Source organism: Massilia puerhi (assembly GCF_009861485.1).
The window spans coordinates 379,536-392,203 of the sequence record NZ_WOFW01000001.1; the positions used below are offsets into that span (position 1 = coordinate 379,536).

At 68.0% G+C, this 12,668-nt stretch carries 8 protein-coding genes; 7 read left to right on the forward strand and 1 reads right to left on the reverse strand.

Translation table 11 applies throughout. The features are described from left to right. The first annotated feature begins 44 nt into the window (after window positions 1–44). Both GNT67_RS01725 and GNT67_RS01730 read left to right on the forward strand, forming a co-directional pair. A complete protein-coding gene (locus GNT67_RS01725; protein WP_159627982.1) occupies window positions 45–2,570 on the forward strand; it encodes a TonB-dependent receptor in 2,526 nt (841 codons plus the stop codon). Continuing rightward, window positions 2,567–4,387: a phytase gene (locus tag GNT67_RS01730; RefSeq protein ID WP_159627984.1), complete on the forward strand. Its 1,821-nt coding sequence runs from the start codon at window positions 2,567–2,569 to the stop codon at window positions 4,385–4,387. Before GNT67_RS01725 ends, GNT67_RS01730 begins: the two co-directional genes overlap by 4 nt. Here the strand turns inward: GNT67_RS01730 and GNT67_RS01735 are convergent. Then, a complete protein-coding gene (locus tag GNT67_RS01735; RefSeq protein ID WP_229407876.1) occupies window positions 4,384–5,931 on the reverse strand; it encodes a MutS-related protein in 1,548 nt (515 codons plus the stop codon). The genes GNT67_RS01730 and GNT67_RS01735 overlap by 4 nt on opposite strands. 222 nt (window positions 5,932–6,153) lie before the next feature. On the opposite strand from GNT67_RS01735, the gene GNT67_RS01740 reads away from it, so the two are divergent. From GNT67_RS01740 to GNT67_RS01760, 5 genes are all read left to right on the forward strand, one after another. Further along, complete coding sequence (locus GNT67_RS01740) at window positions 6,154–7,932, forward strand: YbhB/YbcL family Raf kinase inhibitor-like protein (RefSeq protein WP_159627986.1); 1,779 nt, start codon at window positions 6,154–6,156, stop codon at window positions 7,930–7,932. 158 nt (window positions 7,933–8,090) lie between these two features. Continuing rightward, window positions 8,091–9,356 carry an efflux RND transporter periplasmic adaptor subunit gene (locus tag GNT67_RS01745; protein WP_159627988.1) on the forward strand — a complete coding sequence of 422 codons (1,266 nt, stop codon included), beginning with the start codon at window positions 8,091–8,093 and terminating at the stop codon, window positions 9,354–9,356. Between the two features lie 27 nt (window positions 9,357–9,383). Next, the gene (locus tag GNT67_RS01750) at window positions 9,384–10,097 is read left to right on the forward strand and encodes an ABC transporter ATP-binding protein (RefSeq protein WP_159627990.1); all 714 of its coding nucleotides are present in this window, start codon (window positions 9,384–9,386) and stop codon (window positions 10,095–10,097) included. A 9-nt stretch (window positions 10,098–10,106) separates the two neighbouring features. Continuing rightward, on the forward strand, window positions 10,107–11,414 hold the full coding sequence (locus GNT67_RS01755; RefSeq protein WP_159627992.1) for an ABC transporter permease: 1,308 nt from the start codon (window positions 10,107–10,109) through the stop codon (window positions 11,412–11,414). A gap of 16 nt (window positions 11,415–11,430) precedes the next feature. Then, window positions 11,431–12,663: an ABC transporter permease gene (locus GNT67_RS01760; protein ID WP_159627994.1), complete on the forward strand. Its 1,233-nt coding sequence runs from the start codon at window positions 11,431–11,433 to the stop codon at window positions 12,661–12,663. Window positions 12,664–12,668: the final 5 nt, after the last annotated feature.

Below are 12,668 nucleotides of genomic sequence, written 5' to 3' on the forward strand. Positions count from 1 at the left end.
TCGGGCACCAGAATCCGCCCCACTCCAACTATCTTCTCGCCCCCATGCGCTATCTCGCCCTCCCCGCCATCACCGCCAGCCTGCTGGCCGCCGCCGGTGTCCACGCTGCTCCGGCGCCAGTTCCGGCCGTCGAATCGAGCGTGATCGTCACCGGCCAGCGCGCCAGCCTGGCGCGCGCCATCGCGGCCCAGGAACAGGCCGACAATATCGTCAGCGTCATCAGCAGCGACGACATCGGCCACCTGCCCGACAAGAACGCCGCCGAAGCGCTGGCGCGCGTGCCCGGCCTGTCGGTCCAGCGCGACCAGGGCGAAGGCCGCTACGTGGTGGTGCGCGGCCTGGACGCCGACTACAACAGCGTGACCATCAACGGCGCCCTGGTGCCTTCGCCCGAAGCGACGCGCCGCGCGGTGGCGCTCGACGTGCTGCCGGCCGGCCTGGTGCGCTCGCTGGAAGTGACCAAGTCGGCCACGCCCGACCAGGACGCCAACTCGCTGGGCGGCACGGTCGAAGTGAAAACCCTGTCGGCGTTCGACCTGCCGGGCAAGCTGCTCAGCGTCGGCGTGGGGGCCAGCCACGACACCAACACCGACCAGAACAGCCCGAGCGCCAACCTGCTGTGGGCCCAGCGCTTCATGGACGGCAAACTCGGCATCGCCGCCGGCTTGTCGGGCGAAAAGCGCAAGTTCGGCTCGGACAACGTGGAAACCGGCGGCGCCTGGGACGGCAAGCGCCTCGAAGGTTTTGAAATGCGCGACTACCTGCCCACGCGCGAACGCCGCGCCGGCGCCTTCAACCTCGACTACCGCCCGGACGCCGCCACCAGCTATGCCCTGCGCGGCTTCATGAGCCGCTTTTCGGACGAAGAATCGCGCGACCGCATGACGGTGGGCGACTTCGAGAACGACGACGAGAGCGTGGTCGAAGGCGAACTGGCCCCCGCCACCGTCGAGCGCCGCCTGCGCCAGCGCAAGTACACGCAAGAGATCCGCTCGCTCACCGGTTCGATGGACCGCCGCTTTGGCGACAGTTGGAAGATGCACCTGGAAGCGGCCACCAGCCGCGCCACCGACAAGACCCCGAACGCGATCAGCGACGCGCGCTTCACCAATATCGAGAGCTTTTCCGATGTCGGATTCACCAACACCCGCGCGCCGCACCTGATCGCGCCAGCCGGCGTGGCCGATGCCGCCAACTACGAACTCGACTCGTTCGCGATCGAGCGCGCCTATGCCAAGGATTCGAGCCACCAGCTGCGCCTGGACCTGCAACGCGACGTCGACGCCGGCGACTGGAGCGGCGCGGTCAAGTTCGGCGCCAAGGCCACCCGCCGCGACAAGCGCACCGATACCGACGCCTGGGAATTCGGCAGCGACGATCCGGAAGACGGCGACTACTGGGGCGCCGGCCCGACCTCGATGAGCGCCTTCGTCAATGGCACCCGGCTCGACTTCCCGTTCGGCAACCTCGGCTACGCGATCGATCCGGGCCTGGTGCGCGCCCGCCTGGCGGGCCTGAACCGCGATGGCGCACGTGCGATCGTCGATTCGGCGCTGGACGACTTCAAGCTGCAGGAAGACATCGACGCCGCCTACCTGCAGGCCAGCCTGCGCCGCGGCGCCTGGTCGCTGCTGGCCGGCGTGCGCGCCGAGCGCACGCGCTTCCGGGCCAATGGCTCGCAGGTGACCGACGAAGAAGAGATCACGCCGCGCGGCGCTTCTCGCTCGTACACCAACTGGCTGCCCGGCATGCACCTGCGCTACGACCTGGACCGGCACACCAGCCTGCGCGCCGCCTGGAGCAATTCGGTGGTGCGCGCCAACTTCGCCCAGCTCGCGCCGGGCGTGAGCCTGGACGGCGACGACGAAGCCACCATCGGCAACCCGGACCTGAATCCGCTGCGCTCGCACAACCTGGACCTCGGTATCGAGCGCACCATCGGCGGCGACGGCGTGCTGTCGGCCTACGTGTTCACCAAGGACATCAAGGACTTTACTTACGCGACCGACCTGGCGGGGACCGGCGAATGGGCCGACTTCGCGAGCGCGATCTCGTACAAGAATGGCGAGCAGGCGCGCGTGCGCGGCATCGAACTGGCCTGGCAGCAGCCGCTGCGCATGTTGCCGGCGCCGTTCAATGGCCTGCTGATCGGCATCAACGGCGCCATCACCCATTCGCGCGCCGGGATCGACAGCGCCGACGGCGACGGTGGACGTGGCGCCCGCGAGATCCGCATGCCGGGCCAGTCGAACCGCATCGGCAACCTGATGGTCGGCTACGAGGCCGGTGGCTTCAGCGCGCGCCTGGCGATGAACTACAAGTCGCCCTACCTGCTGGAACTGGGCGAGGACGTGCTCGACGCCAGCCAGGACCGCTACGTCGACGCCCAGAAGCAGCTGGACTTCTCGATGTCGTACAAGATCGACAAGCGCTGGCAGCTTACTTTCGATGCCAGTAACCTGAACAACGAAAAATACTACGTCTACATGGGCGACAAGTCCCGCAATGCGCAACACGAACAATACGGCCGCACCTTCAAGATCGGCCTGAAAGCGAGCATCTTCCAATGAAAAAAATCGTTTCCCTGATCGTTCTGGCGGCGCTGCACGGCGCCGCATCGGCCGCAACCCATAACCCGGCCAAGGCCCCACGCGATGCCGATGAACTGGCGGCCCTGCCGGGCGGCGCCTGGCTGGCACTGGACAAGCGCGGCCTGCGCCTGGTCGGCGCCGACGGCATCGACCGCGCCACCCTGGCCCTGCGCGGCGAGCGGCTCGACCTGCGCCCGGTCCCAGGCGGCGCGCTGGCGGTGCTGGTCGACTCCAATCTCGAACAGGCCCAGCCGGTGCGGGTCGACCTCGCGGCTGGCACCCTGACCCGCCTGCCGGCGATCCCGAGCGCCGGTTTCGGCATCGAGGCGGCCTGCATGTACCGCGACGCCCAACAGCTCGACCACGTGTTCCTGGTCGGCGCGGATGGCCAGGCGCAGCAATGGCTGCTGGGCGAGCAGGCCCGCATGGTGCGCCGCCTGGCGCTGCCGACCGGCGTCGAACACTGCCGTGTCGACGACGCCCACGCCACGCTGTTCGTGGCCGAGGAAGGCATGGGCGTGTGGGCCTATGGCGCCAATGCCGAAGGCCCGGCGGTGCGCACGCCGGTGGCGCTGCGCGCACCCTACGGAAAACTGAAAGGCGAAGTCCAGGCGCTGGCCGTGCTGCCGGGCGGCGTGGCCGCCCTCGGCGAGCAAGGCGAGCTGCTGACCTGGCGCCGCGCTGGCGGCACATGGCAAGAGCAGCCGGCGCGCGCGCTGGGCGCCGAGCAACTGGTGACACTGGGCGGCGGTTCGCTGATGGTGCAGACCAAGAAGGGCTGGCAAGCCCCGGCCCTGGCCTGGAAAGCCGGCGGCGCGCCGCCACGTTCGCTGCCGATCGTGATGCCGCGCATGCAGACCGCGCCGGTGGCGCAGATGGGCGACGCCGCCGACGATCCGGCGATCTGGGTCAATCCGCAGGACGCCAGCCGATCGCGCATCCTCGGCTCCAACAAGAAGCAGGGCCTGCTGGTGTACGACCTGGAAGGCCGCCAGACCCAGTTCCTGCCATCGGGCCGCCTGAACAACGTCGACGTGCGCCAGGACTTGCGCTTCGGCGGCGAGCGCTTCGACCTGGCCCTGGCCACCCAGCGCGACGAGCACGCGATGGTGCTGTACACGATCGACGCCCGGGGCGAGCTGGCCGAGGCCGCGCGCCTGGCGACCGGCCTGGGCGACATCTACGGCACCTGCCTCTACCGCACGCCCGAAGGCGGCCTGGATGCCTTCGTCAACGACAAGGACGGCCGCTACGAACACTGGCAGATCACCCGTGCCGGCGGCAAGTTCGGCGCCCGGCTGGCGCGCCAGTTCAAGGTCGCCACGCAACCCGAAGGCTGCGTGGCCGACGACCGCAGCGGCCTGCTGTTCGTGGGCGAGGAAGACAAGGCGCTGTGGGTGACCTCGGCCAGGGCCGACCAGCCGGCCACGCTCAGGATGGTGATGCCGGTCGGTGAATGGCTGCACGACGATATCGAGGGCATGGGCATCTACCACGGCGCCAGGCACAGCTACCTGGTGGTGTCGAGCCAGGGCAATAGCAGCTACGTCGTGTTCGATGCGGCGCCGCCGTTCAAGGTGCGCGGCGCGTTCCGGGTCGGCATGGATCCGGTGGCCGGCATCGACGGCGCCTCCGAGACCGACGGCCTGGATGTGAGCTCGGCCAACTTCGGCGGTCCCTACGCACGCGGCATGCTGGTGGTGCACGACGGCTTCAAGCGCATGCCGGAAGGCGCCCAGAACTACAAGGCGGTGGCGTGGGATGATGTCGCCAAGGCCCTGAAGCTGGAAGACTAGGCCGGTTCAGGCTCGCCGAGGTGGCGGCTCAACCAGCGCGCCACCTCGGCCGCCCGCCCTTCGATGCGCGCGCCAAAGCCCTGGGTCGCCAGCAGCGCGATCCCGTTCGGATTGCGCAATACGCCCGGCGCCAAGACCGGGCTACCGCTGGCGGTGTCGATGAAGAACGGGTCCAGCCGTTCGCGCAACAGCGGCGCCAGCACCAGGTTGTGCGACGACACCAGCACCAGGTCGCGCTCGGATAACTGTTCCAGCACCGCGCAGGCGGCCGACACCGACTCCAGGTGATTGGTGCCGCGGAACACCTCGTCGATCAGGCAGATGCCCGGCGGCTGGCCGGCGGCGTCCAGCAATTCGCGCGCGCGCCGCAATTCGGCCATATACAGGCTCTCGCCGCCGAGCAGCGAATCCTCGTTCTGCATGCTGGCCCGCACCGGCAGCGCCGGCAGGCAGGCCCGCGTGGCGTAGCAGAAACCGAAGGCGCGCGCCGCGATCGCGTTCAGGCCGACCATGCGCAGGAAGGTGCTCTTGCCCGAGGCGTTCTGGCCCGAGACGAAGGCGCCCCGCCCTTCCAGTGCCATCGACAGCGCCACCGGCCGGTCCATCAGCGGGTGGACGCCGCCGTCGAGCACCAGCGTGCGCGCGTCGACGCGTTCGGCCCAGCACCAGCGCTGCATCGACGCCAGATGGCGCACCAGGGCCACGTCGGCTTCCAGGTTGGCGCAGGCCAGGTAGCACTCGCGCAGCAAGGCCCGCTCGGCGTGCACGATGCGCAGCGTCTTGAAATAGAAGGCCACATTACCCGCCGCGAACCAGTCCGCGTACTGGATCGCGCCCGGGATCATGCGCAGGCTCAGCGAGCGCGTTAGGCGCACATGCAGGCGTTCCGCCCTGGCGCGCGCCGCCACGAACGGTTCCAGCAGCGGCCCGCCCTGCCCGCCCAGCAGGCTGGTGCTGCGCAGCAGCGCGTGCAGGGTGCGGATGGTGGCGCGCCATGCCTCGAGCGGCCGGTGAAGCCGCATCTGCAGCGCCATCAGGGGCGTTAGCGCGGCCAGGGTCAGCATCCAGCCCAGCGGCTGGGTGACCAGGGCGGCCAGCGACAGCAGCAGCGCGAGCGGCAGTACCCAGAGCCAGCGCGACCAGGCAGGGACCGCCGGCGCCGTGTCCTGGAACAGCAGGCCGGCCACTTCGGCATCGGCATGGCGCAAGGTCGACAGGCTGGCCTCGATCGCAGCGAGCCGGGCCGGATCGTCCATCAGCGCCTGCAGGCGCGCGCGCTGCGCATGGCAGGCCGCATCGTCGATGCCGGCGCGCAGGCGCCGGTGCAGCACCTGGCGCCCGAAGATGCTGGCCTGGGGCGCCAGTTTTTCTTCGAACGATTCAAGCAGCAGGTCGTTCCAGGTCTGGTCGTCGATGCCGGCGGCGTCATCGAGGCGGTACAGGCGCTCGACCTCGTCCGGGATGAAGAAATGACGGGGTGGCGGAGAGGCGGGGGTGAGCGCGAGGCTGCGCCACAGGTCTTGCAGGCGGTCGAACAACGACACGGATGGTCTTTCTGGAGAACCGGCGACGCCGGGTGCCAGTCCAATATGTGAATGGATTGCTAACTTGCAAGATCGAAAACATTGGTCTTGCGAAATTACCCTGAGCGCATATGCATTCTTGAATCGGACAACGTTCGTTTCCACACATACCGCGTTCCAAATCACTGGCACGATCTCTTGCGCAAGGCTCCCACTAACGACAACCAAGAAAGGCAGGCCCCGATGAAACGCGCTTCGCTCGCAGCCGCGCTATGCCTGGCGTTCGGCTCCGCCACCGCCCAGCAAGGCGACGGCACCATGTTCTCCACCAAGATCAACGTCTGGAAACCCAACAAGGTAGAGGCCACGCCGGAGCGCATCGCTGCCCTGAAGGCGCCGCCGGGCTTCACGGTCAGCGCCTTCGCGACCGGCCTCAAGAACGCGCGCATCCTCGCGGTGGCGCCCAACGGCGACGTCTACCTGAGCCGGCGCGACCAGGGCGACGTGCTGCTGCTGCGTGACACCAACGGCGACGGCCGCGCCGACGGCGCTCCGGTCACGGTGGCCAACCGCGCCGGCGCCCACGGCCTGGCGATCCGCGACAACAAGCTGTACCTGGTCACGGTCAAGGAACTGTTCGTGGCCGATATCAAGAGCGACGGCCGCCTGGGCGAACTCAAGATGTTGGTCGGCGACCTGCCCGATTCGGGCCAGCACCCGAACCGCACCATGGCCTTCGGTCCGGACGGCATGCTGTACCTGAGCGTGGGCAGCACCTGCAATACCTGCAACGAGAGCAATGTGGAAAACGCGACCCTGCTGCGCGTCGCACCGGACGGCAAGAGCCGCACCATCTTCGCCAGCGGCCTGCGCAACCTGATCGGCTTCGGCTGGCATCCGACCACGGGCGAGCTGTGGGGCTTCGACCACGGCATCGACTTCCTGGGCGACGACGTCCAGCCCGAAGAGATCAACAAGATCGAACTCGGCAAACAATACGGCTGGCCGCATGTATACGGGGCCGGCGAGATCTACCCGCAAAGTACGCCCCAGGGCGAGATCACCAAGGAACAGTGGAAGGCACGCAGCACGCCGATGGTGCTGGGCTATACCGCTCACGCGGCGCCGATGCAGTGGGTGTGGGGCGCCGGGAGCGCCTTCCCGGCCGAGTACCAGGGCGACGCCTTCGTGACCATGCGCGGCTCGTGGAACCGGGTGCCGGCGTCGGGCTACGAGATCGTGCGCGTGCGCTACGAGAATGGCCAGCCGAAGTCGGTCGAGCCGTTCGTCACCGGCTTTCTGCTTGACGCCGGCAAGACCCATATCGCGCGCCCGGTCGGCCTGGCGCTGGCCAAGGATGGGTCACTGCTGATGGCGGACGACGCCAATGGCGTGATCTACCGCATCGCCCACACCGGCGCCAAGACCGCCGCCGCGACGCCGCCGAAGGCGCCGGCCGGTCCGATGGAGGAACAGGCCAACAAAGGCAACAAGGTCCCGCTGGCCAACAAGCGCGCCGAAACCGACGCCAAGGGGCAGCTGAGCGTGTCGTCGTCCAGCTTCGGCGCCAACGGCATGCTGCACGAGCGCTACACCGAGTATGCCGACGGCGTCTCGCCGGCACTGGCGTGGAAAGCCGTGGCCGGCGCGAAGTCGTATGCGGTCATCATGGAAGACCCGGACGCCAAGCCGGTCACGCCGTTTGTCCACTGGGTGATGTGGAACATCCCGGCCAATATCACCAGCGTGCCCGAAGGCGTGCAGGAGCAGCCGCGCCTGTCCGACCCGGACGGCGTGCTGCAGGGCCGCACCACCCGCGGCGCGCCCGGCTACTACGGACCCAAGCCGCCGGTCGGCGAACCCGCCCACCGCTACCACTTCCAGGTCTATGCACTGGACAAGATGCTCGACGTGCCCTTCGGCGCCGATCGCGACCAGGTGCTGCAAGCGATGAAGGGCCATGTGCTGGCCAAGGGCGAGATCGTCGGCAAGTACGGGCAGAAGCAGCAGCCGCAGAAGTAAGGGACGACGCGGACAGTTTTGTCCGCGAACGACCGCCAGCATGCCGGACGGACACCGCGGACAGCGGCGGCGTCCGGCCATCTCTTATAAATCAATGACTTAATCGCTGGCACGGATCATGCTGTAACGACAGGAAACCCGTCGTTACTGGACACCCCATGATTCGCGATACATCCCAACAAGACGCCGTCGTCGCCCCGCCCGCCGGCCACAAGATCAAGCGCCGCGCGCTGCTGGTCGCTGGGGCCGCCGCCCTGGTCGCCGTCAGCGCCAGCCTGTACGCCGCCTGGAGCGGCAGCGAGCATTCCGTTTCCGCCAGCCGGGTGCGCATCGCCGAAGTCGGGCGCGGCACCCTGGTGCGCGACGCCGCCGTCAACGGCCGCGTGGTGGCCGCCGTCAGTCCGACCCTGTATTCCACCGCGCCCGCCACCGTCAACCTGAAGGTCGCCGCAGGCGACACCGTCAAGAAGGGCGACGTGCTGGCGGTGCTCGAGTCGCCCGACCTGACCGATGCCCTCAAGCGCGAAGTCTCGACCTACGAACAGCTCAAGGCCGAGGTGGCGCGCCAGCAGATCCTGGCGCGCAAGCAGCAACTGCTGGCCAAGCGCGAAGCCGACACCGCCGAGATCGAGCGCCTATCGGCCCAGCGCACCGTGGAGCGCTACGACAGCGTGGGCGTGGTCGGCATCATCGCCAAGATCGACTACCAGAAGGCCCAGGACGCCCTGAATTCGGCCGGCATCCGCGCCAGGCACGCGGCGCAGGCGGCCAACCTGGAAGGCGACGACGTCCAGCTGGCGATCCGCACCAAGACCAACGAGATGGAGCGTGCGCGCCTGTCGATGGCCAACGCCCAGCGCCGGGTCGACGAGCTGACCGTGCGCGCGCCGGTCGATGGCTTCATCGGTACCCTGAATGTGCAGAACCGCATGGTCGTCATCGCCAATGCGCCCCTGATGACGCTGGTCGACCTGTCCAAGCTCGAGGTCGAGGTCGAGGTGCCCGAGACGTATGCCGGCGACCTTGGGCTGGGCATGAGCGCCGAGATCACCCTGCCCACCGGCCGCGCCACCGGCAAGCTGTCGGCGCTGTCGCCCGAAGTGGTCAAGAACCAGGTGCTGGCGCGGGTGCGCTTCGACGGCGAGCAGCCCAAGGGCCTGCGCCAGAGCCAGCGCGTGAGCGCGCGCCTCCTGATCGAGGAAAAGCCGAACGTCCTGATGGTGCAGCGCGGCCCGTTCCTGGAAAACGAAGGCGGACGCCATGCCTATGTGGTGCGCGACGGGATCGCGGTACGCACCCCGATCCAGGTCGGCGCCACCAGCATCTCGGCGGTCGAGATCGTCTCCGGCCTGAAGCCGGGCGACAAGGTGGTGGTGGCCGGCACCGATGCCTTCGACAATGCCGCACGCGTTTCGATCAACTGATACTTAATGTCCAACAAGGAGCCAAGCATGCTGCGCATGACCAACCTGAGCAAGGTGTACCGCACCCACATGATCGAGACCCACGCGCTGCGCGGCTTCGAGATCCACGTCAGCCAGGGCGAGTTCGTCACCGTCACCGGCCCGTCCGGTTCGGGCAAGACCAGCTTCTTGAACATCGCCGGCCTGCTCGAGGAATTCAGCTCGGGCGAATACGTGCTCGACGGCGTCAATGTGCAGGGCCTGGACGACGCGGCGCGCTCGCGCCTGCGCAATGAAAAGCTGGGCTTCATCTTCCAGGGCTTCAACCTGATCCCCGACCTGAACCTGTTCGACAACGTCGACGTGCCGCTGCGCTACCGCGGCTTCAATGCGCGCGAGCGCAAGGAGCGGATCGAGGATGCGTTGTCGAAGGTCGGCCTGGCCTCGCGCATGAAGCACTACCCGGCCGAGCTCTCGGGCGGCCAGCAGCAGCGCGTGGCGATCGCGCGCGCACTGGCCGGCTCGCCGAAACTGCTGCTGGCCGACGAACCGACCGGTAACCTCGATACGCAGATGGCGCGCGGCGTGATGGAGCTGCTGGAGGAGATCAACGCCGCCGGCACCACCATCCTGATGGTGACCCACGACCCCGAGCTGGCGGTGCGCACCCACCGCAACGTGCACATCATCGACGGCCAGGTGTCCGACCTGGTGCGGCGCGCGCCGTCCCTGGTCGATGATCACGTCCCGGCGACGGCATAAGGAGCGGCCATGTTCGGCTATTACTTCAAGCTCGGCGTGCGCAGCCTGCGCCGCAACCGCTACCTGACCACGCTGATGGTGCTGACCCTGGCGGTCGGCGTGGCCGCCAGCGTGGCCACGCTCGCCATCCTGCACGCGATGTCGGGCGACCCTATTCCCTCCAAGAGCGAGCGCCTGTTCGTGCCCTTCATCGACAACGCCCAGGCCGAGGGTTTCATCCCCGGCGCCGACCACGCCGACATGCAGATGAGCTACAAGGACGCGACCAACCTGCTGCGCGCCAATCCGAGCGATCGCGGCACGGCCATGTTCGGCACCGGCATGCCGATCGAGCCGCCGCGCGCCGACATTCCCGCCTTCAGCGGCTATGGGCTGGCGCCGACGCGCGATTTCTTCGCCATGTTCGAGGTCCCCTTCCTGCACGGCCAGGCCTGGAGCGCCGAGGAAGAAGCCAGCGGCGCCAACGTCGTCGTGCTGGGCCGCACGGTCGCCGAAAAGATGTTCGGCGACGCCAACCCGGTCGGCCAGCGCCTGCGCATGGGCGGCGAGCCGTTCACCGTGGTGGGCGTGCTCGACGAGTGGAATCCGATGCCGCGCTACTACAAGCTGATCGGCAGCGGCCCGGCCACCGGCCAGGACTTCATGATCCCGTTTACGACCGCGGTGCGGCGCGAGATGCCGCCCTACGGCAGCATGAACTGCAGCGAACAGCGCGACCCTGGCTACGCCAGCCTGCTGGCCTCGGAATGCACCTGGATCCAGCTGTGGCTCGAGACCCGCTCGGGCATGGACCGCGTCGACCTGCACGCCTTCCTCGAGAACTATGCGAGCGAACAACGCAAGCTGGGACGCCTGAAGCGCCAGGCCCCGGTCGAACTGTACAACGTGATGGAATGGATGGAAAAGCAGAAGGTGGTGGGCAACGATACCCGGCTGTCGGCCTGGCTCGCCTTCGGCTTCCTGCTCCTGTGCCTGGTGAACACCGTCGGCCTGCTGCTGGCCAAGTTCTCGGTGCGCGCCTCCGAGGTGGGTATCCGGCGCGCCCTCGGCGCATCCAAGAGCGACATCTTCCGCCAGTTCCTGATCGAGACCGGCGTGGTCGGCCTGGCCGGCGGCGTGCTGGGACTGGTGCTGGCCTTCGGCGCGCTGGCGCTGATCGGCATGGAAAGCAAGAGCATGGCCGCCGTGGCGCGCATGGACTGGCAGATGCTGGCGCTGACCATCGTGCTGTCGATCTGCGCCTCGCTGATCGCCGGCCTGCTGCCGACCTGGCGCGCCTGCCAGGTGACGCCGGCCATCCAACTCAAATCGCAATGACCACCGGAGAATGACCATGGAAATCCGCCCCATCCTGTCCGCGCTGCTGCGCAACAAGACCGGCCCGATCCTGGTGGCGCTGCAGGTCGCCCTGAGCCTGGCGATCCTGGCCAATGCCCTGCACATCGTCAACGAGCGGCGCGAAGTCGCGGCGCGGCCTTCGGGCCTGCTCGACGAAGCCTCGACCTTCTACTTCTCGGTGCGTAACCTGAACCAGGACACGCCGGAGCAGATGCTGGCCACCATCAAGCGCGAGCTCGAGGTATTGCGCGCGGTGCCCGGCATGGTATCGGCCGGCCAGGTGTCGCAGATGCCGATGTCGCAAAGCGGCACCACCAGCAGCGTGTCGGCCGACCCACGCCAGGAGCGCGAGAGCGCCTACACCTCGGTCTATGCGTCGGATGGTTCGATGGTCAAGACCTTTGGCCTGAAGCTGGTCGAGGGCCGCGACTTCCTGCCGCACGAGGTCCCGGAGGTCAACCAGGCCGCCAGCAACCTCCCGCCCGAAAATATCCTGATGACGAAGGCGCTGGCCGAGAAGCTGTGGCCGGGCGTGCCGGCGGTCGGCAAGACGATGTACTTCGGCACCGGCAACGATGCGCGCGGGACCCGGGTGGTGGGCGTGGTCGAGCGCCTGCAGACCGTCCATGCCGAGATCGGCATGGATAGCGAATATTCGATCCTGATGCCCGAATTGGCGTATGGCCTGCCTGGCACGACCTACGCCATGCGCGCCGAGGCGGGCCAGCGCGACCGCGTGATGCAGGAGGCCGAACAGGCGCTGCGCAAGTCGTCGGCCACCCCGATGATCCTGCGTATCAAGACGGTCGAAGGCGACCGCCAGGAACGCTACCGCGCCGACATGGCGCTGTCGTGGATGCTGGTGACGGTCAGCGTGCTGCTGCTGCTGGTGACCTGCAGCGGCATCGTCGGCATGGCCAGCCTGTGGGTGACCCAGCGCCGCAAGCAGATCGGCGTGCGGCGCGCGCTCGGCGCGCGCAAGACCGACATCCTGCGCTACTTCATCCTCGAGAATGTCATGATCACCAGCGGCGGCGTGTTCGGCGGGGTGCTGCTGGGCGTCGCCCTGAACGGGCTATTGGTGAGCAAGCTGGAAATGACGCGCCTGCCGCTGATGTACCTGGTCGGCGGCGCCGTCCTGTTCTGGGCAATCGGCATCCTGGCCGCGTATGGTCCGGCGTGGCGCGCGGCGAGCACCTCGCCGGCGCTGGCAACCCGCAGCACCTAGGGCAT